This window comes from Microbacterium sp. (assembly GCF_030149085.1).
Taxonomy (GTDB): domain Bacteria; phylum Actinomycetota; class Actinomycetes; order Actinomycetales; family Microbacteriaceae; genus Microbacterium.
In genome coordinates, this window is record NZ_JASBSF010000092.1 from 1 (window position 1) to 24,486 (window position 24,486).

Annotated in this window: 27 protein-coding genes; 5 read left to right on the forward strand and 22 right to left on the reverse strand. The window is 67.9% G+C overall.

Annotated elements, in window-relative coordinates; all coding sequences use genetic code 11:
• Positions 1-56: 56 nt before the first annotated feature.
• The gene (locus tag Q1V87_RS03790; protein ID WP_300590896.1) at positions 57-869 is read left to right on the forward strand and encodes an ABC transporter ATP-binding protein; all 813 of its coding nucleotides are present in this window, start codon (positions 57-59) and stop codon (positions 867-869) included.
• Here the strand turns inward: Q1V87_RS03790 and Q1V87_RS03795 are convergent.
• From Q1V87_RS03795 to Q1V87_RS03860, 14 genes are read right to left on the reverse strand one after another with little or no spacing between them, the layout of a single operon-like run.
• Positions 844-1,593 carry a DUF6390 family protein gene (locus Q1V87_RS03795; protein ID WP_300590897.1) on the reverse strand — a complete coding sequence of 250 codons (750 nt, stop codon included), beginning with the start codon at positions 1,591-1,593 and terminating at the stop codon, positions 844-846. The two genes, Q1V87_RS03790 and Q1V87_RS03795, sit on opposite strands and share 26 nt — an antisense overlap.
• A complete protein-coding gene (hypD, locus tag Q1V87_RS03800; protein ID WP_300590898.1) occupies positions 1,590-2,720 on the reverse strand; it encodes a hydrogenase formation protein HypD in 1,131 nt (376 codons plus the stop codon). Before hypD ends, Q1V87_RS03795 begins: the two co-directional genes overlap by 4 nt.
• A complete protein-coding gene (locus tag Q1V87_RS03805; RefSeq protein ID WP_292710032.1) occupies positions 2,720-2,992 on the reverse strand; it encodes a HypC/HybG/HupF family hydrogenase formation chaperone in 273 nt (90 codons plus the stop codon). Before Q1V87_RS03805 ends, hypD begins: the two co-directional genes overlap by 1 nt.
• A 14-nt stretch (positions 2,993-3,006) precedes the next feature.
• On the reverse strand, positions 3,007-4,131 hold the full coding sequence (gene hypE, locus Q1V87_RS03810) for a hydrogenase expression/formation protein HypE (protein WP_292710030.1): 1,125 nt from the start codon (positions 4,129-4,131) through the stop codon (positions 3,007-3,009).
• Positions 4,128-4,772: a hypothetical protein gene (locus tag Q1V87_RS03815; protein ID WP_300590899.1), complete on the reverse strand. Its 645-nt coding sequence runs from the start codon at positions 4,770-4,772 to the stop codon at positions 4,128-4,130. Before Q1V87_RS03815 ends, hypE begins: the two co-directional genes overlap by 4 nt.
• On the reverse strand, positions 4,769-5,041 hold the full coding sequence (locus Q1V87_RS03820) for a HypC/HybG/HupF family hydrogenase formation chaperone (RefSeq protein WP_292710026.1): 273 nt from the start codon (positions 5,039-5,041) through the stop codon (positions 4,769-4,771). Before Q1V87_RS03820 ends, Q1V87_RS03815 begins: the two co-directional genes overlap by 4 nt.
• A gap of 5 nt (positions 5,042-5,046) precedes the next feature.
• A complete protein-coding gene (gene hypF / locus Q1V87_RS03825; RefSeq protein WP_300590900.1) occupies positions 5,047-7,392 on the reverse strand; it encodes a carbamoyltransferase HypF in 2,346 nt (781 codons plus the stop codon).
• Positions 7,373-7,840, reverse strand: a complete 468-nt coding sequence (locus Q1V87_RS03830) for a hypothetical protein (RefSeq protein WP_300590902.1) — start codon at positions 7,838-7,840, stop codon at positions 7,373-7,375. Before Q1V87_RS03830 ends, hypF begins: the two co-directional genes overlap by 20 nt.
• A 34-nt stretch (positions 7,841-7,874) precedes the next feature.
• Positions 7,875-9,059, reverse strand: a complete 1,185-nt coding sequence (locus Q1V87_RS03835; protein WP_300590903.1) for a hypothetical protein — start codon at positions 9,057-9,059, stop codon at positions 7,875-7,877.
• A complete protein-coding gene (locus tag Q1V87_RS03840) occupies positions 9,056-9,370 on the reverse strand; it encodes a hypothetical protein (protein WP_300590904.1) in 315 nt (104 codons plus the stop codon). The genes Q1V87_RS03835 and Q1V87_RS03840 overlap by 4 nt, the downstream gene beginning before the upstream one ends.
• Positions 9,363-9,926 carry a hydrogenase maturation protease gene (locus tag Q1V87_RS03845; RefSeq protein WP_300590905.1) on the reverse strand — a complete coding sequence of 188 codons (564 nt, stop codon included), beginning with the start codon at positions 9,924-9,926 and terminating at the stop codon, positions 9,363-9,365. Before Q1V87_RS03845 ends, Q1V87_RS03840 begins: the two co-directional genes overlap by 8 nt.
• A 14-nt stretch (positions 9,927-9,940) precedes the next feature.
• The gene (locus Q1V87_RS03850; RefSeq protein ID WP_300590906.1) at positions 9,941-11,551 is read right to left on the reverse strand and encodes a nickel-dependent hydrogenase large subunit; all 1,611 of its coding nucleotides are present in this window, start codon (positions 11,549-11,551) and stop codon (positions 9,941-9,943) included.
• Between the two features lie 17 nt (positions 11,552-11,568).
• Positions 11,569-12,540, reverse strand: coding sequence for a hydrogenase (locus Q1V87_RS03855; RefSeq protein ID WP_300590907.1), 972 nt, complete (start codon positions 12,538-12,540; stop codon positions 11,569-11,571).
• Positions 12,537-13,139: a DUF1641 domain-containing protein gene (locus Q1V87_RS03860; RefSeq protein ID WP_292710009.1), complete on the reverse strand. Its 603-nt coding sequence runs from the start codon at positions 13,137-13,139 to the stop codon at positions 12,537-12,539. Before Q1V87_RS03860 ends, Q1V87_RS03855 begins: the two co-directional genes overlap by 4 nt.
• 123 nt (positions 13,140-13,262) lie before the next feature.
• Here Q1V87_RS03860 and Q1V87_RS03865 point away from each other — a divergent pair, with 123 nt between their 5' ends.
• From Q1V87_RS03865 to hypB, 3 genes are all read left to right on the forward strand, one after another.
• Positions 13,263-14,249: an AraC family transcriptional regulator gene (locus tag Q1V87_RS03865; RefSeq protein WP_300590908.1), complete on the forward strand. Its 987-nt coding sequence runs from the start codon at positions 13,263-13,265 to the stop codon at positions 14,247-14,249.
• A gap of 77 nt (positions 14,250-14,326) precedes the next feature.
• Entirely contained in the window at positions 14,327-14,707 is a 381-nt protein-coding gene (locus tag Q1V87_RS03870; protein WP_300590909.1) for a hydrogenase maturation nickel metallochaperone HypA, read from the forward strand.
• A complete protein-coding gene (gene hypB / locus Q1V87_RS03875; RefSeq protein WP_300590910.1) occupies positions 14,682-15,521 on the forward strand; it encodes a hydrogenase nickel incorporation protein HypB in 840 nt (279 codons plus the stop codon). The genes Q1V87_RS03870 and hypB overlap by 26 nt, the downstream gene beginning before the upstream one ends.
• 15 nt (positions 15,522-15,536) lie before the next feature.
• On the opposite strand, the gene Q1V87_RS03880 is transcribed toward hypB, so the two are convergent.
• The 5 genes from Q1V87_RS03880 to Q1V87_RS03900 all read right to left on the reverse strand — a co-directional run bounded on the left by Q1V87_RS03880 (position 15,537) and on the right by Q1V87_RS03900 (position 20,928).
• Complete coding sequence (locus tag Q1V87_RS03880; protein ID WP_300590911.1) at positions 15,537-17,258, reverse strand: acyl-CoA dehydrogenase; 1,722 nt, start codon at positions 17,256-17,258, stop codon at positions 15,537-15,539.
• 84 nt (positions 17,259-17,342) lie between these two features.
• On the reverse strand, positions 17,343-17,966 hold the full coding sequence (locus Q1V87_RS03885) for a response regulator transcription factor (protein ID WP_300590912.1): 624 nt from the start codon (positions 17,964-17,966) through the stop codon (positions 17,343-17,345).
• Positions 17,963-19,129, reverse strand: a complete 1,167-nt coding sequence (locus tag Q1V87_RS03890) for a sensor histidine kinase (RefSeq protein WP_300590913.1) — start codon at positions 19,127-19,129, stop codon at positions 17,963-17,965. The genes Q1V87_RS03885 and Q1V87_RS03890 overlap by 4 nt, the downstream gene beginning before the upstream one ends.
• A 36-nt stretch (positions 19,130-19,165) precedes the next feature.
• Positions 19,166-20,014, reverse strand: a complete 849-nt coding sequence (locus Q1V87_RS03895; RefSeq protein ID WP_300590914.1) for an ABC transporter permease — start codon at positions 20,012-20,014, stop codon at positions 19,166-19,168.
• On the reverse strand, positions 20,011-20,928 hold the full coding sequence (locus tag Q1V87_RS03900) for an ABC transporter ATP-binding protein (RefSeq protein WP_300590915.1): 918 nt from the start codon (positions 20,926-20,928) through the stop codon (positions 20,011-20,013). Before Q1V87_RS03900 ends, Q1V87_RS03895 begins: the two co-directional genes overlap by 4 nt.
• Positions 20,929-21,073: 145 nt before the next feature.
• Here Q1V87_RS03900 and Q1V87_RS03905 point away from each other — a divergent pair, with 145 nt between their 5' ends.
• Positions 21,074-22,273, forward strand: coding sequence for a pyridoxal phosphate-dependent aminotransferase (locus tag Q1V87_RS03905; protein ID WP_300590916.1), 1,200 nt, complete (start codon positions 21,074-21,076; stop codon positions 22,271-22,273).
• A 172-nt stretch (positions 22,274-22,445) separates the two neighbouring features.
• Here Q1V87_RS03905 and Q1V87_RS03910 read toward each other — a convergent pair whose 3' ends face one another.
• From Q1V87_RS03910 to Q1V87_RS03920, 3 genes are read right to left on the reverse strand one after another with little or no spacing between them, the layout of a single operon-like run.
• On the reverse strand, positions 22,446-23,597 hold the full coding sequence (locus Q1V87_RS03910) for a UDP-N-acetylmuramate dehydrogenase (protein WP_300590917.1): 1,152 nt from the start codon (positions 23,595-23,597) through the stop codon (positions 22,446-22,448).
• Positions 23,597-24,022, reverse strand: coding sequence for a MaoC/PaaZ C-terminal domain-containing protein (locus Q1V87_RS03915; RefSeq protein ID WP_300590918.1), 426 nt, complete (start codon positions 24,020-24,022; stop codon positions 23,597-23,599). The genes Q1V87_RS03910 and Q1V87_RS03915 overlap by 1 nt, the downstream gene beginning before the upstream one ends.
• Positions 24,019-24,468 (reverse strand): MaoC family dehydratase N-terminal domain-containing protein, encoded by a 450-nt coding sequence (locus Q1V87_RS03920; RefSeq protein ID WP_300590919.1) that lies wholly within the window; start codon positions 24,466-24,468, stop codon positions 24,019-24,021. The genes Q1V87_RS03915 and Q1V87_RS03920 overlap by 4 nt, the downstream gene beginning before the upstream one ends.
• Positions 24,469-24,486: the final 18 nt, after the last annotated feature.

The following is a 24,486-nucleotide window of genomic DNA, read 5'->3' on the forward strand; positions in this document are numbered from 1 at the left end:
TCCCACGCCCGCGGCGAGCGCGTCCACCTCGCGATGCTCTCGCGGGGTGGAGCCGGATGAGTTCGGCATCCGTATCGGTCCGCGGGGTCGGTTTCTCCTACCCGTCCGGCACTGCCGTGCTGCACAGCATCGACCTCGAGATCGCCGCGGGCGAGCGGGTGGCGGTGCTCGGGCCGAACGGAGCGGGCAAGACGACGCTCATGCTCCATCTGAACGGCATCCACCTTCCCGATCGCGGAGTCGTGGAGATCGGCGGCACACCGGTGGGCCGAGGGTCGCTGCCCGAGATCCGCCGCCGAGTGGGCGTCGTCTTCCAAGACCCCGACGACCAGCTCTTCCTCCCGACAATCGGGGAGGATGTCGCATTCGGTCCCGGAAACTACGGCGTGCGCGGGCCGGAGCTGGAGTCGCGAGTAGCCAAGGCTCTGACCCGGGTTGGACTCGGGCAGCATCGGGACACGGCGCCCGGTCGACTCTCGCTCGGGCAGCGACGCCGCGCGGCTATTGCGACGATCCTGTCGATGGATGTGGAGGTCATCGTGCTCGACGAGCCGACCTCCAACCTCGACCCTGCCGCCCGTCGAGATTTGTCCGCGACCCTCGGTGCACTCGACGCCACGATCATCGTGGTGACCCACGACCTGCCCTACGCCCTCGAACTCTGCCCTCGGTCGGTGATCCTCGACGAAGGTCGGATCGTCGCCGACGGCACGACAACCGACATCCTCTCCGACGCCGACCTGCTGAGCGCGCACGGCCTCGAGCTCCCGTGGGGGTTCGATCCGCGAGCGCCCCGTCCACCCCGTACCGGCGCGACCGGCCACGGCTCGGCGCCAGATCAGGTCAGGATGCCGCGAGCCGAGCGTTGACCCGCGCGAGCTGGGCACTCACGCGAGCCTGGAGTCCCCCGGCGGTGTCGCCGTCGATGACCTCGGCCACCGCACCCCAATGGATGGCAACCTTCTCGCCGGCCGTCGCGGTGTCGCCGAAGGGGACTGTGACGTCCCGCTCGGCGTTCGCATCGTCGGAGTCATCGAGCGCGAGAACGCCCTCGCGATAGACCAGTCGCGGTCCGCGCACGCGCCAGCGTGTGGCATCCGCGTGCATGACCGTGGCAGGCAGGATCGCGCACGACTCCAACACCTCGACGGGCTCGGGCCGACCGGTGCTGAGCAACCGCGTCCAGGGGTACACCCCGAAGACGTGAAAGGCGTGATGGGGAGCCGCTTCGGCGGCCAGAGACTCGTCAAGGTATGCCCAGTACGACCCGGCGCGCGGACCGATGATCGCCAGCAACTCACGCCAGAAGACGGCGGGATCGATGGCGTCGCCCTCGACAGACCCTGTCCAGTACGCCCGCACCGCCCGCTCATCGAGCGGATCGCACGCGAGGAGGCGCCCGATGACCGTCAGATACGGCCACGCACCCGAGAAGCGGGTAGCCGCCCCCCGGACGTCCACCCCAGCGCCCTCACCGCGCGCCACCTCCGCGAGCAGGGGTGCACCATCGGGGCCGCAGTAGCCCTTCTCGTTCGGGTGGTACGCGTACCGCGCGAACAGTCGCTCCCCGTGCGGTCTCGAGTCGGCGCTCACACGCGGGCCACGGCCTGGGCCGCCTCCCGGTGCAGCCGCCCGAAGTTGTAGTACGCGGCGCATGCGCCTTCGGGCGAGACCATGCACGTGCCGATCGGGGTCTCGGGGGTGCACGCGGTGCCGAACACCTTGCATTCCCACGGCTTGATCACCCCGCGCAGCACGCTGCCGCACTCGCAGGCCGGCGGGTCCTCGACTCGAACACCTGGGAGGGCGAACTTCTTCTCGGCGTCGAATCGTTCGTAGTCGGGGTGGATGCCGTACCCGGACCGAGGGATGTAGCCGAGGCCTCGCCACTCGAAGGTGTCGCGCACCGCGAAGACCTGCTGCATGAGCGCCAGTGCGGCAGGGTTCCCTTCGCGCCGCACCACTCGCGCGTACTGGTTCTCCACCTCGCAGCGTCCGTCCTCGAACTGCTTCAGCAGCATCTCGACCGACTGCAGGATGTCGAGCGGTTCGAAGCCGGTGACCACGATGGGAAGCCCATACTCGGCGGGGATGAAGTCGTAGACCGTCGTCCCGACAACCGTCGAGACGTGTCCGGGACCGATGAAACCGTCGAGGTCGAGGTCGTCGGCATCCAGGATCGCGCGCAGCGGCGGCTCGATCAGCACGTGGTTGCAGAAGATCGAGAAGTTCGTGACATTCAGCGCTGCAGCACGGGCGATCGTCACGGCGGTCGATGGGGCAGTCGTCTCGAAACCGACAGCGAAGAACACGACCTCTTTGTCGGGGTTGTCGATCGCGATCTTCAGGGCATCGAGCGGCGAGTACACGAAGCGGACGTCGGCGCCCGCTGCCTGCGCCTGCAGGAGGCTGCCCTCGGTGCCGGGAACGCGCATCATGTCGCCGAAGGTCGTGAAGATCACTCCGGGCCGATGCGCGAGCCACACCGCGTCGTCGACGCGTCCCATCGGGATGACGCAGACGGGGCATCCGGGACCGTGCACGAGTTGCACGGCCTCGGGCAGAAGGTGCTCGAGCCCGTGCCGATAGATCGTGTGGGTGTGGCCGCCGCACACCTCCATGAACGACAGCGTGCGACCGAGGCGCTGCGTCTGCGCCTCGATGACACCGAGCAGCGACCGGGCTGCGGCGGGGTCGCGGAACTCATCGACGAAGCGCATCAGACGATCTCCGTTTCCATGAAGGCCTCGAGCTCTTCGTCGTAGGTTCGCCCGAGTTTTCGGATCTGATCGAGGGTGACATCGGCCTCGTGCTCGTCGATCTTGCTCATCGCGAAGCCGACGTGCACCAGCACCCAGTCCCCGACTCCGACATGCTCGTCGGCGAGCAGCCGCGTGGAGATGACGCGGCGAACACCACTGACCTCGACCGACGCGAGGTGTTCGTCGGCATCGACGACCTCGACGATCTCACCGGGGATTCCGAGACACATGGCTGACCTCTCTTTCAGCAGATTCGGGGAAGGGGGTCGCCCACGAGCATGTCGACGATGCGGGTGCCGCCGAAGGCGTTGCGCACTGCCACGATGTCGGAGGGGCTTGCGACAACTTCGCCGATGATCGCGGCACTCCCGCCCCCGGGCAGCGCCCGCAGGGCAGCGAGCCCGGCATCCGCGACATCGGCGGGAACGACCGCAGCGAACATCCCCTCGTTGGCGACGTAGAGGGGATCGATCCCGAGCATGTCGCACGCGCCGCGAACGACCGGGGCAACCGGCACTGCTTCGTCGTCGACGATCACTCCGCGCCCGGATGCCTGCACGAGCTCGTTGAGCACGGTCCCCAGGCCCCCACGCGTGGCGTCTCTCATCCAGCGGGTCTGCGGCGCGGCATCCAGCAGAGCCTCGACGAGTCCATTCACGGCACGGGAATCGGATGAGATTTCGGCGTCGATGGCGAGGTTCCCCCGCGCAAGCATGACGGCCATTCCGTGGGCGCCGATGGGTCCCGACACGAGGATGCGATCGCCCGGTTCGACGAGGTCGGCTCCGAGTCGACGGCCCGCGGGGAGCACCCCGACGCCGGCCGTCGTGATGAAGAGCTTGTCGGCAGCGCCCCGCGGCACCACCTTGGTGTCGCCGGCGACGATCGCCACGCCGGCCGTGTCAGCTGCAGCCCGCATGTCGGCGGCGATCTCGCGGAGTGTCTGGACGGGAAGACCCTCTTCGATGACGAAAGCCGCGGTGAGAGCGGTGGGCACCGCACCGCTGACGGCGAGGTCGTTGACGGTGCCATTGACGGCAAGATCGCCGATGCTCCCGCCGGGGAAGCGGATCGGGTTGACGACGTAGGAGTCGGTGGTCATCGCAATGCGTCCCGCCGGCCGCTCCAGGACCGCGGCGTCGCCCGGGTCGCCCGGTGTGGGAGAGCCGAATGCTTCGAAGAAGACGGCGTCCACCAGCGCCGCAGAGGCCTTGCCCCCTGCTCCGTGTGCCAGGGTGATCACCTCGTCGATCAGCCGCGGGCGGCGCCGGCGGAATGCTTCGATGCGCGCGAGGACCTCGTCTTCTGACTCGTTGAGCCGGTTCTTTCCGCGGCGACCCGTGTCAGCTGCCGTGGCGTCGGTCGTCATGACATCACCTCCGCGGCGATCGGGACGGGCACCTCGGGTGGTAACGGCACCGTCGCGATCGCCATCCCGGCGTGGATGAGCACGAGATCGCCCGGCCTGACGTGTCCAAGGATCGTGACATCGACATCCTCCTGGCCATCCGCGGTACGCACGCGCGCCGGAGCGAACAGGACGGGAGGGGCCGCGAGGACCTCTCCGAGCCGACCTTCGTCGCTGCAGGTGATACAGACCTCGTCGGTGCACTCCACGATGGCCGGTTGCAGCGCGGCAGGGTCTTCTCGCAGGTCGTCGGCGATGGCGAGGATGCCGGGCACGACGACCTCGGCGTCGCCGGCGACGCACACGGTGGCCACGCCATCGGCGGGACGCTGAGCATCCCCCACCCAGATCCCCGCGACCCCCCATGCGGGAAGGCGCGCCAAGAGCCGATCCCGGTCGGCGAAGGCGCCGACGATGATCGCGGCATCCCCCGATCGCGCGGTAGCTCGCAGGATCTCGACCGCGTCGCCCTGCCCCACGGCCCGGACACCGGAAAGCGCTGCAGAGTCATCGCCGACGACATGCACGGTGCCGCCGAGCACCTGGGCGCGGGCCACGTGGACGGCGGCGATCCGCAGGTCGCTTGCGGGCGCGGCGCTCACAGCCCGATCCTTGCGTCGTGGGCGATCGCACCGTCGGCGTCCACGACACCGGCATCCTGCATCGCGCTCATCACCTGGGTGACCTGATCGGCCGGAACGCGGGTGAGCGCAAAGCCGGCGTGCACGATGACGTAGTCGCCGACCTGGAGGTCGGGAAGGAAGTTGAGCTTGGCGGTACGGCTCTCGCCGGCGAAGTCGATCTCGGCGACGATCGCGCCGTCGGGTTCGACCCAGCGGTCGGTGATCCTGCCCGGAATCGCAAGGCACATCGGGCTCACTCCCCTCTGCCGGATGAGCCGGCAAGCATCAGGTGTCCGGCAAGGGCCTGCCCGAGGCTCAGGCCACCGTCTCCGGCGGGAACCCGACGGTGGAGCATCGTCGGGACCCCGTCGCGGGACAGTCTAGATCCGACCTCGTTCAGCAGCACGCGGTTCTGTGCGACGCCGCCGGTAAGACCCGCCACGTCGGCGCGGCCGGAGCTGATGAGGTCGGTCAGCGCCGTGGCGATCCAGGCAGCGACGCCGTCGTGGAATCGCCGCGCCAGACACGCGACCGGTTGTCCCGCGCGCATCCGCTCAACGACGTCGGCGACCAGCGCGGGCAACTCGGCTGCCGCATCCGGATGCCCGCCGTGCTCGCAGGCGCCGGCAGCAGCCTCGAGTTCCATCGCCGCCTGGGCTTCGTAAGTGATGCGGTGACGGATGCCCAGAATCGCCGCGACAGCGTCGAAGACCCGCCCGAGACTTGAGGTGGCGATCACTCCGACGGGCTCTGCTGAATCCAGCTGTGCACGTACGAGAGCCAGTTCCGCGGGTGGAGCATCGGCGGCCACGGGGATGCCGGTGCCATCGATCCCCCAGTCGCGCAGCAGCCCGACAGCGACGCGCCAGGGGCTGCGGGCAGCGGTGTCCCCACCAACCAGCCGGAAGCATGGGACGTGCGCGACGCGCTCGTACTCGAGCGGGTCAGCCCCGACGAGCAGGATCTCGCCACCCCAGATGGTGGAGTCCTCACCCCACCCGGTGCCGTCGACAGCGGCTACTGCGACCCGCGTGCCGACCGCGTCGTGTTCGGCGAGAAGGCTCAGGGCGTGAGCGTGATGGTGCTGGATCTGCACGAGGGCGATGCCGGTCCGATCAGCATGCCGCTGGGCCCACCGCGTCGTCGCGTAATCGGGGTGCAGATCCGCGACCAGAAGAGCCGGCGAACTGCGGTGCAGCCCTTCGAACTGTGCGACGCCGCGCTCGAAGGCTTCCTGGCACGCGAGCGAACCCATGTCTCCGACGTGCGCCGACAGAAACGCCCGGTCATTGCGCACGATCGCGAACGTGTTCTTGAGCTCACCTCCGACGGCGAGGACCACGCCACCGCCGGACGAGGGGGAGAGACGAATCGGTAGCGGGGCGTACCCGCGACTGCGCCGGAGCGGAATCAGGTCGCCGCCTACGCCACCGGCGAGCAGGACGGAGTCTTCAACGGGAACGTGGATGCCGCGGTCGTTGGTCACGAAAAGGTCGGCGATCCCGCCGAGCAGCTCGAAAGCGTCGTCCTCGCGGAAGCACAGCGGGTCACCTGACACGTTGCCGCTGGTTGCCACCACCACGTCTGTCGGATTCAGCAGCATCTCGTGCACCGCGGCGGAGGGAAGCATGATGCCCACCCGCGACAGCCCGGGAGCCACGGACGGCGCGAGATCGGCATCCGTCGTCGTGTCGGCGATGACGATGGGGCGAGCGGGCCCCGTCATCTCACGGACCGCGGCTGCGTCGAGGTGCGCGATGCGCGATGCCTCCTCGATCGAGCCGGCCATCACCGCGAAGGGCTTGTCGGGACGGCGCTTACGCTCCCGCAACCGGCGGACAGCAGCGTCGCTGCGCGCATCGCACATCAAGGTGTAACCACCAAGGCCTTTGACCGCCACGATGCGCCCGTCCCCGAGAGCACGTCGCGCGGCGGCGAGCGCCTCCGTTCCGGTACTCAGGGGACGCCCGGCGGCATCCTTCAGCGTGAGAGTGGGTCCGCAGTCGAAGCAGCTGATCGGTTGGGCGTGGTAGCGCCGGTCGAGGGGATCCTCGTATTCGGCGCGGCACGCTGCGCACATCGGAAAGACCGACATCGTCGTCAGCGGCCTGTCGTAGGGGAGGTCACGGATGATGCTCAGACGTGGTCCGCAGTTCGTGCACGTGATGAAGGGGTAGCCGAAGCGCCTGTCGCCTGGGTCTCGGAGCTCGCGGCGGCAGTCGTCACAGCATCCGACATCGGGCGGGATGAGGGTGCGCACGCCGCCCGCGCGACGACTCTCGACGATCCGGAAGTCGCTCTCCCCCGGGATGGTGTCGCGATCCGAGGTGGTCACCTCGTCGATGACAGCAAGGACGGGCGCATGCTCGCGCACCTCATGCAGAAAGCCCGCGACGGCGGCGGCAGTCCCCTGCGCCTCGATGAAGACGCTTTCGTCGTCGTTGCCGCACCATCCGGTCACGCCGTGCGCGGCAGCGACTCGTGCAACGTGCGGGCGAAACCCGACCCCCTGCACGACACCGCGCACGATCGCGGCTACGCGAACGCTGGGCACGACGACGGCGCGAAGGCGCGCCGTGTCAGTGCCCGCCGCAGCCACAGCCCTCGGGGCCGCATGCGCTGGCCCCGGTCCCGCAGGCACCCGTCGGGGCGGCGCTCGGCCCGCGCAGCAGCGATTCGAGACTCACGAACGCAACGGGACGAGCGCTCGCTGCCGGCGCCGGCGCCGTTGCCTCGGCGGTGGCGGCGGGGTCCGGCATCCGGATGATTCCGTGCATGCCCAGCAGCATCCGCACTGCTGGATCGTCGACGAGGTCGAAGAGGAGCTCCTTGCCGCGCGGATCTTCGCGCAGAGCCCGCACAATCGTGGTGAGCGCCTCCCTCGAGAGTGCGTCAAGGGCCAGCGCGAACTCTTCAGCCACGGCGCGACTGTCGGGATCGAGCCGGCTGATGGCGGCAACCGCTGCGTCCAGGCGCGCGGCAGTCGTCTCGAGGGTTTCAACCTCTGGACTGTCAGTGTCTCGCGTGTGAGCGTCGAGCATCGTCATCGGATACCTCCCCGTTCGTTCCGGCCTGCGGGCGTCATGCCGGGCTCCCCGCCGCCACCAGCTGATCGCGCAGGTCCCGCACGATCGCGGCCGAGTTCTCATCGCCCTTCGACGCGAACAAGAACTCCGCCTCGTCGAACCGCCCCCGCGCATCGTCGAGGAGTCCGAGATGGGCAAGGGCGTTCCCCTGGTTCGAGAGCACCCGGGCGCGCCCGAGAGCGTCCTTCTTCGGCGATCGGGTGCGCAGCACCACCTCGTAGAGGTCGACAGCTTCCATGAGGTTGTCACGCTGACGCGCGGACGGCGCGTACACCAGCGCATTGGCGAGGTTCAGACGCGCACTGGCCCATTCCTCGGCGTCGTCCTTTTCATCGAGCAACCGTGCGGCGGTGCGAAGCGACTGGATCGCTATGCCCACCCGCAGCATGTCGGCATCCGACATGACGGGCGCCGCCAGGTAGGCAGTGCCGAGGTTGAGGTGTACGCGGGCGAACAGGGGCCGGTTCTCGCCCTCATCAAGGTGCCGGAGCGCCTCGGTGTAGCCCTGGATCGCTTCGGTGAGAGAGCGCCGCCCCTCGATCGCCATTCCGTGGACAAGGCCCGCGCGGTGGTAGAGGGCCTCGGCGTACGCGGCGCGGAGGTCGGTGCCCTTCAGCAGCGCGACTGCCTCGTCGGCATCGGCAAGATTGTGTCCACGACCGGCGAGCTCGCTGAGGATGACGCCAGCGAACGCGGGAGCGACGCCCCGGACGTGGTCGGCGGCGGCGCGCAGACACTCGACAGCCTCGTTCTCGTCGCCGTCATCGAGCGCGTGGGCTGCCTGCGCGGTGAGGATCAGTGCGGCAACCTCGCCGGTGGAGCTACCGACCTCGGGCGGAATGCTGGTCTGCCCGAGCGTGAAGGCGACATGGTCGACGAGCGGCCGCCACTGGTCCCCGAGCGCGGCAGTGACATCGGTTCGCGCAATGCTGTCAGGGTCGACGACGAAGAGGTTGTAGCGGTCGACGGGTCGGTCGGATGCCGCGAAGACCGCAGCAGCATCCTCGACCCGCCCCTCGTAAGCCAGACGCACGCCCTCAAGCGCTGACGGCCAACTCTCGGGCAGGTGACCGGAAAGCAGAGACTGCCGCGCGGCATCCGTGTCGGCGCCGGCTATCAGCAGCAGACCGGCCGGCAGGGCGAACGCTCCGAGAGGCTGTGGGCGGTCGATCTCGGTCATCGGGAACCCTCTTCGGTGATGGTCAGGCGGCGGCGCTTTCGCGACCATTGTGCTCCCACGAAACCCACCGGGTAGTCATCGGCGAGCGCTTCGCGCAGGAGGACACTGCGATCGCCCGCGACGTTGCGCTGCTTGAGCATCAGTCCACCGGATGCGGCCACACCGACCGGCATCACCACGATCTCGCCGGTGGGTGCACGAAGGGCGGCGATCCGGTCATCCGGAAAGTTGGCGCGGGCGAACTCCGCGGGAAGGCGCAGGTGCCCCTCGGGAGTGAACTCGACGGTGACCTGCTCGACGTCCTCAGTCATCGATCTGCTCCTCGAGCGCGGCGATGCGCTCACGCACGATCCCGAGCGCCCGTTCGATTGCCGCGTCCACGGCGGGGCTCAGGGGCGCACCGAAGGCGAAGGAACCGCCCTCGATGAGTAGAACATCGATGTCGTCCGGCATGAGCGGCCCCAAGAGCCACCGACCGAACGCGATCGCGTGATCCCACCGGAAGTCATGGCTTCCCATCGCACCGGCGGGAGGGAGTTCCGCGACGACATCTCCGGGAACGGCGAACAGGGTCCCGGGCTCGGCGCCGGTACTGGACGCATCGATGATGAGGACCCGGTTGGCGTGGCGCATCTCGAACGCGACGCCCATCCCGCTCGTCCCACCGTCGGCGATCCGGATGCGGTCAGGTACCGGGCCGGACTCCCACAGCCGCCTGATCAAGACCGGACCTGCCGCGTCGTCCCCGCGCAGGATGTTCCCACATCCGATGATCAACAGCTCGACGCGCGAACTCTCGTCACCGTCGTCGATCAACCGCCACGGCTCGACCGCCTCGTCGTTATGAAGGGCCGCGCCCGCCTTCACCTCTTCTCCCTCGCTCAACACATGTTGTTGATGACGAACGACGACATCTCTCGCCCCGTCTTGCCGTCGTAGGCGTGCACTGTGCACACGAGGCACGCGTCGAAGCTGCGGGTGACGTGGCCGAGTTCGACGGGGTCTTCCAGGTCGTAGACGGGAGCCCCGATCAGCGCCTTCTCGATCGGTCCGACGACAGCATCCTTATCGCGCGGTCCGATGTTCCACGCGCTCGGGGTGATGACGTTGTAGTTGGCGATCTTCCCGTCCTCGATGACGATCCAGTCCTGCAGAGCGCCGCGAGCGGCTTCCGTGCCACCATAGCCGCGCGCCGACACCGGGTCGGTGGGCTCGGCGAAGAACGAGCCGTGCAGGTCGATCTGGTTCAGCCAGTTCTTCACGAGCTTGTAGTACTTCGCGGCCTCGTGCATCCGCGCGAGCTGACGCACCAGAACCGAGGGCCCCTTCTTGGCCATGACGTCGGTGAACAGCGGGTCGTAGTCCTGGAAGTCCTTCGTCTGCGGCTTGCCTGCCACGACCTGCCGCGCGAGCGGCCCGGCTTCCAGTGGCAGCCGGCCGACCCCGGGCACGTCATAGCGCGGAGCTTTGGCGAAGGAGTACTTGTCTTGCTTGGCACCGAGCTCGGGGTCGATCGCATTCTGCTCCCCATCGAAGGGGTGCACGACGTCATCCCCGCGATAGAAGGAGTGCGCGACATCCTCGCTCACCCGCGCCTGGTCGTACTCGTGGTGCGCGCCGTTCGCGTAGACACCCGAGCGCACGACAAGTGCATCGTTACGTCCCTCGATGGTGGGGTGATCGTAGGATGCCGGGTCGAAGTAGGTACCGGCGGCGATGTAGTTGCCCCACCCTTGTCCGTACAGGTCGAGCCCGATGTCCAGGGCGTAGCGGATGAAGAAGCCGCAGTCGGAGTCACGGTGGGCGTCGCTCTCGTCGACCCAGGCCAGGATGTCTTCCCACGTCTTGTTCTCGAGCCACCGGTCGACGGTGCAGCCGAGCCACTGCTTCTCGAGCCACGCGTTCTTCCAGTTGTCGAGGATCGCGTGCGAGCGGGTCACGTCACTGAGGGTCGGAGCGCCCATGATGCCACCGGGCACCATGAACGAGGAGTGCGGCCACTGACCGCCGAAGATCGCGTAGATCTCGACGGGCTTCTGGCTGAGCACGACGCCCGGCTGGTAGCTGGTGCCGACGTAGGCCGAGAACCTCCGGCACGCCTCCTCATAGAGGGGCGAGTCCTTGTACTTCTCGTGTGTGAGGTCGATCGCGAAGATCGCATAGAAGTAGCGCGGAATCGACTGCAGGGTCTCGACTGCCTGACCGATGTTGCGAACGAGCGTCGCGTTGTGGGGCACGAACGTCTGGAACGCGGTGTCCAGCGCGTAGCACGCCTTGTAGAGGTGGCTGCCGCCACAGATCCCGCAGATGCGAGGCGTCATGATCAGGCCCGCGCGCATGTCCTTGCCCCGCAGGATCGTTTCGAACCCGCGGAACATCATGGCCTGCGTCCAGGCATCCGTCACGACACCGTCTTCGATGGTGACGCGCACATCCAGGTCGCCCTCGACGCGGCCGAGGGGACTGACGTGCAGATCGACGGTAGAACTCATGTGCTGGGCCTTTCGGGCTAGACGACGAACATGTCTTCTTTGGACCACTTGGGGGCGGAGATCCGCGCCGCGGCAGCCATGGCCATGTAGGTGACGTGGTCCTCTCCGGGCGGGAGGTCCTTCGGGATGGCGCCGGCGATCAGCTGCGTCTTGAAGACGGAGCCCGGCATGAGGTCGGCGAACGGGAACTCGGGCTCTGTGCAGCCGAGGCACGGCATACCCGCGCGGGTCTTGGAGGACTGGCGGTTCCACAGGATGCGGTTGCACGGCGCGTGGGTCATCGGCCCGCGGCATCCGAACTCGTAGAACAGACACCCGGTGCGCGTGCCCTCACCGAAGCTCATCGTGGACTGCTTGAACTCGAAGAACGTGTTGCGGGTACAGCCGTTGTGCACGAACTGGGTGAAGAAGGTCTGGGGCCGGTTGAGATCATCGAGCGCGATGTCACCGACGCGTCCCGTGGCCAGCGCAACGATGATCTGCGTGATCCAGTCGGGGTGAGCGGGGCAGCCGGGGATGTTGATGACGGGAAGCCCCGACTTGCTGCGCCAGTCGGCACCGAGGAACCCGCCCTTGGCCTTGCGGTGGAACTGCAGACCGGTCGAGTCACTCGGGTTGGGCGCGACGGCCGGCAGCCCGCCGAAGCACGCGCAGTCTCCGATGGCCACGACGATGGATGCCGCCTCGGCGAGCTCGGTCACCCAATCCTTCATGGGTCGATCGGCGAACATGTCGAAGCGACCGGTGCCGTCGGGGCCTTCGATGACGGTCCCTTCGAACACGAAGATGTCGAGCGGCCGCTTGCCTTCCGCGCAGTCCCTAAAGATCTTCTGGGCGTTCTTGCCCATCTCGAGCCCCAAGGTCGGGTGCCAGAGCACCTCAAGCCCGAAGTCGACGATGAGATCAACGACACTCGGCTCATCGGCGTTGAGGAACGACATCGTGTTCCCCGAACACGCCCCGCCCTGCAACCACAGCACGCTGGTCATGCCTGCTCTCCTTCCGTTGCGGTGGCCTCTCCCTCTTCACGGAGGGAGCGACCGAGTTCCTTGACGATCCGCAGCGCGAAGGCAAGCCCTCGCCTGACGTCGGGGTCGCGGGTCATCCCGCTGATCGCGATGATGCTCGGCGGTTTCTGCTCAGCCTCGGCCTGCGCCTGCTCGGTGGCACGGCTGACGCCCCCGGCCACCCGTGTCAGCAGATCAAGAAGCGCCGGGTCGAGCAGTCCCGAGGATCCGATCTTCTCGACGAGGTCGGCATCTGCCACGTGCTCCAGAACCGGAATCGCCTGGTCGGCGACCTTCAGGAGCGCAGGACCTGCCGCAACTGCCCGCTTTCCGACTGGACTCTCGGTGACCATCGCCACGGCTTCGTGGTAGCTGGTCGCGACATTCTCGACGATGTTGTCGGAGTGTGCGAAGAAGCCGCCCACGACGTCCAGGAGCCCCGCCACGAGCTCCGCGTTGTCGAGCAGGTGGTTGAGGGCAGCGACGGTCTCTGGATCACCGAGCCGCTGGCGAAGGCGCTCGGCCTCGATGTCGGCGCCGGTGATCATCTTCGCGTCGTCCGGCGAGAGCACAGTGCTCATACGGCGTCCTCCGATCGGGACACTCCGCGACGAGGTGTCCTGGCACGAATGTATCCCCGCCAGGTGTTGCGTAGCATCCGGAATGCGCAGGGTTTATCCTCAGAGCGATCCCCTGGAGGACAGATGGCCCGTCCCCTGCGCACGCCGCCGGCGCTGGCGAGCGCCCCCTCGGTGCGCACCGACGACCCCCGGCGTCTCGCCGGCGAACTCGGGACTCTCCTGGGGGAGGGCACCGTCGCCGTCCACGACAACCGCGCGAGTCTCGACGGCGCGCTGTTCACGCGGAGCTTCGACACGATCTCGTTGGGCTACCTGGATATCGGGACCCCCACCACGATCGACATCCCGGTCACCGCCGACGCCGTCACGGTTTGCATGAACCAGGGCGGAGCGCTCGCGGCGCGCGTGGACGGAGTCACGGTGCACACGACGACGGTTCAGGCGATCGTGCTCTCACCGCGCACGGCGGTGCGGCTGGAGATGACTCCCGAATCTCCCCAGCTCCTCGTCCGCCTCGAACGTCATGCCGTGGAGGCAGCCGTGGCTCGCACCCTCGGCCGGCGCGTCAGCGAACCGCTGCGGTTTGAGCCGCTGTTCGATCTGAGCTCTCCCGAAAGCATCCGGTGGAGCATCGCGGTGCAGCTGCTGAGCACCGAATCCATGACCGATTCGTCGCTGCTGACCCTGCCCCTGGGTCGACAGAGCGTCGCCGACCTCCTGGTCGCATCCCTGCTCCTCCTGCAGCCTTCGAACTACTCCAACTCGCTGAGGCGACAGGCAACGTCGGGTCTCATGGTCGACGCCCTCGCCTACATCGAGCAGCATCTGGCCGAGCCGTTCTCGCTGGCGGTCCTTGCCCACGCGGTGCATGTCTCTCCGCGCCATCTGCAGCAGACCTTCCGTGACCGCCTGGGAACAACGCCGTCAGGATACGTTCGCGACCAGCGACTGCAGCGGGTGCGCATCGATCTGACGGATGCCGACCCCAGGCGCGGCGCGACAGTCGCAGGGATCGCACAGCGGTGGGGGTTTACCCACGCCGGCCGGTTCGCGAACGAGTACCGCGACCGCTTCGGAGAATCGCCGTCTCGCACCCTTCGCGGCGCGTGATCACCCTGGCGCGTTCCGCCGGAGCGCCGATTGGATCTAGGGTGAGGGCATCCCCACCGGTGGGGTCGGAGGGCCGGATGCACGAGCTGTCGTTGTGCCGATCGATCGCTGCGATCGCTGAGCGTTCGAGCGCGGGCCGCGCCGTGCTCTCGATCCAGCTCGATGTCGGTCAGCTACGCCAAGTGGTGCCGGAGACGCTCGTGTATTGCTGGGGCATCGTGTGCGAGAACTCGCCGTCGTTGTCTGGATCGCGGCTCGAGGTGACCTCGATCCCGGCCATCGTCACGTGCCGCGAGTGCTCCACGGATTCCACGATCGAGGGCGTGCCGATCCTCGTGTGCGCGTCATGCGGAAGTGGATCGGTGGTCGTACGATCTGGGGAGGAATTCCTCGTCCGGTCAATGGAGGTCGGCGAAAAGGAAGGGAAGACCGATGGGTCGCTTTCACCGCCACGATGACGGAACCGTGCACGCTCACGATCACCACGATGATGGGCACTCGCATGAGCATTCGCATGGCGATCATGACCACCCGCATGATCACGAACACGACGACCACATCGGTGATCACTCCGGCTACGAGACGGGCGCTGAGCGCATCGACGTGCTGGAGCGGATCTTCAGCGAGAACGATGCTGCGGCCGACCGCAACCGCCGGGCCCTGGATGCCGCATCCGTCGTCTCGATCAACCTGATGTCATCTCCGGGCGCCGGCAAGACCACGCTCCTGGAGCGGACGCTCGCGGAGTTGGAAGGGCGCGTGCGCGTCGGGATCGTGGAGGGCGACATCGAGACAGCCCTCGACGCTGATCGCCTCGACGGCTACGGTGCGCAGATCTCGCTCTTGAACACCGGAAACGGGTTCGGCGGCGAGTGCCACCTTGACGCCCCGATGGTCGACCGGGCTTTGCGCGGTCTCGAGCTCGAGAACCTCGACCTCGTCGTGATCGAGAACGTCGGCAACCTCGTGTGCCCCGCCGAGTTCGACACCGGGGCTCACCATCGCGCGATGGTCGCATCGGTCACCGAGGGCGAGGACAAGCCGCTGAAGTATCCGGTTATGTTCCGGTCGGTGGACGTGGTCGTCGTGAACAAGACCGACCTGCTGCCCTACCTCGACTTCGACCTCGACCTGTTTCTCGCGAACGTCCGTGCCGTGAACCCCACAGCACGGATCATCCTCACGAGCGCGAAGGCAGGCGACGGCCTCGCCGACTGGTTCTCCTGGATCGCGGAGATCACCGCGCCGGCCACCGCTGCCGCCCGGGGCTGACGCGCGCGGGAGGCCTCAGGCGATCTCGCCGGCGGCGACGACCTCGGCAAGACCCGCGACGCGCGACAGGTGGTAGACCCCGTACGCGTCTGCTTCACGGATGCGGCGCGCATCGGCATCCGTCTGCGCGTCGTGCGCGAGGGTTGCCGCGAGAATCCGTGCGTGCATCAGCCCACCAGCCACGAAGCCCAGGAGCATGAGGTACGGGACGCTGACGGCATATGCGTCGCGCGTCATCCCGAACGCAATCAGCTGTGCCGTCGCCTCCTCAGCAGATGCACGGGCCCGCTCGAGTCGCGCCGCGGTCCGTGCAGCGACGGGGTGGTCGAGGCTTTCGAGCATGGCGATCGCGTCGGCGGCCTCGCCGAGGACGCGGCCGACTGTCGCGCCGCCATCACGGATGACCTTCCGACCAATCAGGTCGTTGGACTGGATGGCCGTGGTGCCCTCGTAGATCGGCATGATCCGGGCATCGCGGTAGTGCTGGGGCGCGCCGGACTCCTCGATGAAGCCCATGTCGCCGTGCACCTGGATCGCGTCGGACGTGATCCGCAGAGCCTCTTCGGTGGTCCAGCCTTTGAAGATCGGGACGAACAGCTCGGCTAGGCGGAGGCTGTCGGCATCCGTCGCCCGGTCGAACAGGTCGCCGACGTACACGCCGAGAGCCCGCATCGCACTGATCTCGCTCGCCATCGACAGCAGGAGGCGACGGACGTCGGGGTGCTCGGCGATCGGGGTCCCGGCAGGACGATCGAGCACAGCACCTTGCATACGCTCGTGCGCATATGCCCGCGCGCGTTGGTAGGCGCGGTCGCTGATTCCCGTGGCCTGGAGCCCCATGCCGACACGGGCAGAGTTCATCATGACGAACATTCCGGCAAGACCGCCGTGAAGCTCTCCGACGAGGAAGCCCGTCGCTCCCTCATACTCGAGCACGCAGGTCGGGCTGCCGTGGATGCCGAGCTTGTGCTCGACCGAGACCGTTGTGACGGCGTTGCGTTCCCCGGGGTTTCCAGCAGCGTCGGGCAGGAACTTCGGCACGACGAACAGCGAGATCCCCTTCGCACCCTCGGGGGCATCCGGCGTGCGAGCGAGCACGAGATGAACGATGTTCTCGGCGACGTCGTGGTCGCCCCAGGTGATGAAGATCTTCTGACCCTTGACCGCCCAGGTGCCGTCGTCGTTCGGGGTCGCCATGGTGCGGATCGCGCCGAGGTCTGTGCCGGCCTGGGGCTCCGTGAGGTTCATGGTGCCGGTCCACTCGCCGCTGACGAGCCGCGTGAGGTACTGCTCGCGCAGGTCGTCGGAGGCATAGGCATCCAGGGCGTGGATCGCCCCGGTGGTGAGGGCGCTGCACAGCGCGAACGCGGTGTTGGCGGCGTTCCACATCTCGCCGAGTCCCGCTTGTACGAGCGCGGGCAGGCCATCGCCGCCGGCAGACTCGGGCGCTTCGGCGGTGATCCAGCCCGCCTCAACGATCGCGCGATAGGCCTCGGGGAACCCGGCTGGCGTCTTCGCCTGGCCGTCGATGACCGTCACTCCCTCGCGGTCGCCGGATGCGTTCAGCGGCGCCAGCACCTCGGATGCGAGCTCCCCCGCCGCAGACAGCGCGTCGACGGCATCCTCTGCGCTCAGGGCTCCGCTGGTGGCGCGCGCCACCAGATCGGTGCCGAATGCCTCGGCGAACAGGAACGCGTAGTCATCGACGGGAGGAACGTAGGCGGAGGTGTCAGCCATGACGAACTCGCTTTCAGAGGTGGGACTGCGACTCATCATAGATGACACTGCGTCTCATTGCGCGTGAGTGGACGCCCGGCCTCGCTAGAGGATGCCGCGCTCCATGGCTACCGTCACGGCGTGGGTTCGGTCGGCGACCTCGAGCTTGTCGAAGATCTTCAGCAGGTGGGTCTTGACCGTCGACTCGCCAATGCCGAGATCAGTGCCGATGAGCTTGTTGCTGCGACCGCGCGCCACAAGCTGCAGGACCTCGATCTCGCGCGGAGTAAGCGTGACGGATGCCGCAGGCTCGCGCATTCGCGACACCAGCCGCGCCGCCACGGCCGGCGAGAGCGCCGTCTGCCCCGTCGCGACCAGGCGGATCCCCGCGACGATCTCGTCCTGCGGCGCTGCCTTGAGCAGGTAACCGGCGGCTCCCGCCTCGATCGCCGCCAGGATCTGATCGTCGCTCTCATACGTCGTGAGGATGAGCACGCGCGGCGCGTCGGCGCCAAAGGCGACGATGCGCCCCGTCGCTGCAACACCGTCGATCACGGGCATCCGCAGGTCCATGAGCACGACATCCGGCTTCTCGCGTGCTGCCAGCTCGACCGCCTGGGCTCCATCGGCCGCCTGACCGACAACCTCGAAGCCTTCCTCATCGGCGAACAAGCCGGCGAGCCCCGCGCGCACGACGGGATGGTCATCGGCGATCAGGAGTCGGATCATGCCGCGACTCCGGCCGGCGGGAGCAGGATCGTCAGCGTCGCGCCGTGGCCCGGTGCCGATTCCACCTCGACGTCCCCTCCCGCGAGTGTCGCGCGGTCGCTGATGCCGTCGAGCCCGAATCCAGTGCGGGCAGCCAACGGGTCGAAGCCGACTCCGTCGTCGCGGACAGTCATCCGGATCCCCTCGCCATCGTGGGCCACGGTCACGAGGACTACGGTTGCCCGCGCGTGCTTTCGGACGTTGGCGAGAGCCTCTTGCAGGCAGCGCAGCAGAACGACCTGCTGCTCACGATCGAGATCCACGCCGGCTGCAACCTCGACATCAATCGCGAGGCCGACCTCTGCCCGGAAGCGCGCGGCCAGCCGCTCGATCGCTGCCGCCAGAGCGTCATCGGCGGGAACCGCGGCCATCCGCGCCACGAGCGCGCGGGACTCAGCGAGCGCCTCGCGCGCGGTCTGCTCGATCGTCGCGATCGTCTCGGCCGCGGCATCCGTTCGCCCGTCCCGCGCTTGCCGGCCCGCACGCTCGCTCAACAGGACGAGGCCCGCGAGGGTCTGCGCCAGCGTGTCGTGGATGTCACGAGCGATGCGCTCCCGCTCCTCCGCCGCACCCCGGTCCCGACTGAGCGCCTCGACCTGGGACTGCGCCGCGGTCAGCTCCGTGACCAGACGTGCCCGCTCCTGCCCATACTCGGCGATGCTCGAGATCCATAGGCCGAGAGCGGTAGCGAAGACGACTGCCAGACCCCCCGAGAGGATGCCTTCCCAGAGCGACTCGATCGTGAAGCCGCCGTGAGCCACGAATCCGACGAAAACACCGAAACCGATGGCGATGGATCCGAGAACGCCTCCTCGTCGGGTGTCGACCGAGACCCACACGAGGGGATACGCCAGAGTCTGGAGCATCGCCATGAACGGGGCAGCGGTCACGCCGATTCCGATGGAAATGGTCACGAGGACGACGAACACGACGGCCAGCGACGTGCTGCTGCGCTGCCGGAGCCGCCGGCCGAAGCCGAAATAGGCGACGACCAGAAGCGCCGCGGAGGCAGCGACCAGCATCCGATCAAGACCGTCGAGTTCCGACAGGACCAGGATGGGCGCGACGATCGCTGCCGCCACGATCGGGACGACGACATCCCACCATCGCGATTCGCTCATCATCACCCCTTCGCCTGCCTTACGCGTAACCGCCCCAGGCTACGCGTCGCGCCGGATCCACCGGAAGGTGAGGCGGCTGATGATGAGGCCCACGACGAGCCAGATCAGCAGAGCGATCGCGACGCCGCCGAGGTCCCAGGCGCCGCTCTGCTCGAGGGTCGCGTACTCGGGCGGCAGGAAGACCGCACGCATTCCCTTGGCCATCCATGCCAGCGGGAAGAGGTTCGCGACGTTTTGCAGCCATTCGGGCAGCAGCCAGAAGAACATGTAGACGCCCGAAATGAACTGCAGCACGAGGGCCACCGGGATGACGACGGCTGAGGCGCTCCGGGCGCTTCGGGGGATGGCCGAGATGGCGATTCCGAGGAACGCCGAGGTCGCAAGTCCCAGGACGAACACCCACGCGAAGGTCAGCCACGACTCCACGTCGGACGGCAGCGGCACGCCCAGCACGAGCCCCGCGAACGCGAGCAAGACAGCTGCCTGCACCGTGCCGGTGACCAGCACCTGACCGATCTTGCCGATGAAGTAGCTCACCGGCGACAGCGGCGTCCCGCCCAGTCGCTTGAGGGTGCCGTCATGCCGCTCGAGGGCGATGTCGATCGCCAGGTTCTGCAAGCCAGAGAGCAGCACACCCGCCGCGAGCATGCCCGGAAGATACATCTGTGCCGCCGAGAGGGCTGGCAGTCCCTGCCCATAGCTCTGATCGCCGTCGCCGCCGAAGACGGTGCTGAAGAGGGCGAGCATCAGGATCGGGAAGAGAAAGGTGAAGAAGATCGTCTCGGGCGAGCGGGCGTAGCCGCGGATTTCGAACCCGATACGACGGATGCCGTGGCGTACCGCGTGCATCGGGCTGAACCGGGCCGGAGCGAGGGTGAGAGCGGTCATGACAGTTTCTCCGGAATCGAAGAGGTGTGTGAGGAGGGTGCCGGGGCGACTGCATCGTCCGGGGCGACTGCCTCGTCCGGGTCGACCATGCCGAGGTAGATGTCTTCCAGGGTGGGGCGACGGATCTCGAGCTCGTCGGGCTCACCGCCGAGGCGCTCGGCGAGCGACCGGGCGAAGGCCCAGGGCGCGGGGGTGCTCTCGGTGTGCAGCGTGCCACCTTCGCGCCATGTGACGCGCGGCATCCGGGCGTCCTCGCCGCCGAACGTGGCGATGGGCCCGATCGCCTGCAGAAGTCCCCGATCGATGACGGCGACCCTGTCGGCCAGCTGCGCCGCCTCATCGAGATAGTGCGTCGTGAGCAGGATCGTGGTGCCTTCGCCCTGGAGCCTGCGGATGAGACCCCAGAACTCCCGACGCGCCTGCGGGTCGAATCCGGTGGTCGGCTCGTCGAGAAAGAGGAGTTCAGGGTTTCCGATGATGCCGAGCGCGACGTCCATGCGTCGCTGCTGCCCGCCGGAGAGCTTGGAGATTCGCGTGTTCGCCTTCTCTTCGAGTCCGACTGCAGCGATCACCTCCTCCACGTCGCGGGGGCGGGGATAGTAGCCCGCGAACTGACGCAACTGCTCGCGCACGGTGAAGGCTCCTGCCTGGCCGGTGGTCTGCAGCACAATGCCCAGCCGCGCCTTCCACGCCAAGCCGGCGTGTCCGGGGTCGTCCCCCAGGACCGTCACCTCGCCGCTGGTGCGACGGCGGTATCCCTCGAGGATCTCAACGGTGGTGGACTTGCCGGCGCCGTTGGGGCCGAGCAGGGCGAAGGTCTCACCTCGGATGATGTCGAACGACACGTCATCGATGGCAGCCCGCGATCCGTAGGTCTTGCGCAGGTTCCGCACCCGCACCGCAGCGTTTTCCATGCCTCCAGAGTGCCCTGGCGGCGGCTGCCACAACAGCGGCCGTTGGTCGGGTGCGGCATCCCCCATTCGGTGGATGCCGCACCCCCTCCGCCCGGCTGGCGATGCATCCGGGTGTCGCTCATGCGCCCGACTACGATGTGTTTCTGTGACCGAACGTGCTCCCCTGTCTCGCAAACTGTCCGCTATCGCCGAGTCCGCGACTCTGAAGGTCGACGCGAAGGCGAAAGCGCTCCAGGCTGCGGGTCGGCCGGTCATCAGCTACGCGGCAGGAGAGCCGGATTTCGCGACGCCGCAGTTCATCGTGGATGCCGCCGCCGAGGCGCTGCGCGACCCCAAGAACTTCCGCTACACGCCGGCGGCGGGGCTCCCCGATCTGCGGCAGGCGATCGCCGAGAAGACCCGCAGCGACTCGGGAATCGAGGTCTCGCACGCCCAGGTGATCGTGACAAACGGCGGCAAGCAGGCCGTCTACCAGGCCTTCCAGGCCGTCGTGAACCCGGGTGATGAGGTTCTCCTCCCGGCGCCCTACTGGACCACGTACCCCGAAGCGATCCAGCTAGCTGACGGCATCCCGGTCGAGGTGTTCGCCGGCGCCGACCAGGACTACAAGGTGACTGTCGAGCAGCTGGAGGCGGCGCGCACGGAGCGCACGACGACGCTCGTCTTCGTCTCGCCATCCAACCCCACCGGCTCGGTGTACACCGAGGAGGAGACCCGCGCGATCGGCGAGTGGGCCCTGGCGCACGGCATCTGGGTCATCACCGACGAGATCTATCAGCACCTCGTCTACGACGGCGCTACGGCGGTCTCGATCGTGCAGGCCGTGCCGGAGCTCGCGGGGCAGACGATCCTCGTCAACGGTGTCGCGAAGACGTACGCGATGACGGGATGGCGGGTGGGCTGGATGGTCGGTCCCGCCGACGCGATGAAGCTCGCGGCCAACCTGCAGTCGCATCTCTCCAGCAACGTCAACAACATCGCCCAGCGAGCAGCGATCGCAGCTCTGACCGGACCGCAGGACGAGGCCGAGCAGATGCGACAGGCCTTCGACCGCCGTCGTCGGGTCATCGTCGAAGAGCTGGCGAAGATCCCCGGGGTCACGGTTCCGACTCCCCTGGGCGCGTTCTACGCCTACCCCGACGTCCAGGGTCTGCTGGGGCGCGAGTGGCACGGCAAGCGCATCGAGACCTCGCTGGAGCTTGCCGACCTCATCCTCGATGAGATCGAGGTGGCAGTCGTTCCGGGCGAGGCTTTCGGTCCCAGCGGGTACCTCCGCATGTCGTACGCGCTCGGCGATGACGCGCTGCTGGAGGGCGTGCGCCGGATGCAGGGGCTGTTCTCCTAACCGCTCCTGACGCTCTCGCTTCCCGCCGGCCCGCCCTCGCGGGTCGCCCCGCGTGGTCGCAACGGCGCACCCTTTTGCCGACACGCCGGGCCCAAGCACCACAGACCGGGGTGTCGGCGAGTCCCTGCGCCGTTGCGACGGGACCACACCCCGGCTGCCGGAACCTGGGGTCCTACAGGTCGACGCCGACGAGGACCGGCTCGGGCTGCAGGATCAGTCCGAACTCGGCCTGCACCCGACCCTGGATGAAGCGGGCGAGCTCCGCGATCTCGGCGGCTGTCGCGCCCGCGTGATTGGTCAGTGCCAGCGCGTGCTTGCTCGAGAGCGCCGCCCGCGAACGCGGCAGGTGAAAGCCCTTGCGGATGCCGGAATGCTCGATGAGCCACGCGGCACTGACCTTGACATCCGGGTCGTCGACCTCAGTCGGGGGGATGTACCCGTCGAACGTGTCGAGTGGGATGATCCGCACCGGCTCCGAGGTCGCATCTGTGCCGTCGGGACGAACCGGCCACCGCGGGCACTCGGGCGGCAGCGTTCGGGCGAAGGATGCCGAGACGACCGCATTCTGGAAGAAGGAACCGGCACTGTAGGTATCGGGATCGGCGTCATCGAGCACCATGCCCTTGCGGGCGCGCGTTGCCAGAACGTGATCGCGCACCCACTGCAGGGTGACGGCGTCGTCCTCCTCAAGGCCCAGGGCCTGCCGGAGCTGCGCGCCGCGCAGCCGTCGCGGCGCCGGGCCGACCTCGAGCAGATCGAGCGTGACCGACAGGATGACGGCACGCCGAAGCGGCTCGGAGCCGTGGTGATGTTTGAGCACCGACGTACGGAAGCCGAGCCCCAGCTCTGCGGCGGGAACTGTCGAGACCTCGCCCGTACTCTCGTCGATCAGCTCGACCTCGACGAGGGTCTGCACGATCTCTTGACCGTAGGCGCCGACGTTCTGCACGGGAGCCGCACCGACAGTGCCCGGGATGCCTGACATCGCGGCGATCCCCGACAGCCCCTCGGCCACGGTGTACGCCACGAGGTCATCCCAGTCGTGACCGGCCTGGATGCGCAGCCGCGCCACCTGCGGCGCCGGCGCGGGGAGGCATTCGATGCCGCGGGTCAGGATGCGGATCACGGTGCCGTCGAAGGGTTCGTCACCGACGAACAGGTTCGATCCGCCGCCGAGGACGAACCACGGCTCCCCCGTCGCCCAGGTGTCTCGGAGCGCCGCAACCAGTTCGTCCCGATCGTGGGCTTCCCACATCCGGGCGGGTTCGCCCCCGGTGCGCAGCGTGGTCAGGCTCGCCAGCGGCCTGGGTGCGATCTCGGGCATCAGCCTCGGCGGGCGCGCAGGCGCGCCTTGCCCAGCACCGCCGTGCCGCCGGCGGTCACCGTCAGATCGATGGTCACGGAATCCTCGTCGAGCGCGAAGACCTTGCCCTGCACAGCGACGTCGGCGCCGGCATCCGGGTCGACGACGACAGGCCGCGTGAACCGCACGCCGTACTCGAGGATGCGGCCCGCATCGCCGAGCCACGGCACGACGGTTTCGACGGCCAGGCCCATCGTCAGCATCCCGTGGGCGAGCACGCCGGGAAGACCGACGGATGCCGCGACGTCATCGCGGTAGTGAATCGGGTTGAAGTCGCCGGATGCTCCCGCGTAGCGCACGAGCGACTCGCGGGTGAGGTGCACCGTGCGCTCAGCGACGATGTCGCCGACGGCAAGGTCGCCGGAGTCGATGGTGTGCGCGCTCATTCGTCGTCCCCCCCCACCAGCAGCACAGAGGTGGCCGTGACGACGTGTGCGTCATCGGCATCCGTGATGGTGGCTTCGCTCGTGACCATCGCGCCCTTACCGAACGGACGCACCTGCGTGACGGCGAGGGTGGCAACCAGCTCGTCGCCCGCGACGATCGGACGCGTGTACGCGAAACGCTGCTCGGCGTGGATGAGGCGGTGCAACTCGATTCCCGAATCGGGCTCGGCGAGCAGCTGCTGCAGCGTGAGATCTTGAATGACCATCGCGAAGGTCGGCGGCGCAACGACATCGGCGTATCCGAGAGCCTGCGCGGCACCGGGGTCGGTGTGCTGCGGGTCGTCGGCGAACACCGCTCGCGCGAACTCCCGGACCTTCTCTCGTCCCACCAGATACGGGGCGGTCGGCGGGAAGTCCCGCCCGACCAGTTCAGGGTTCACAGGCACCAGGCCATCCTACCGAGG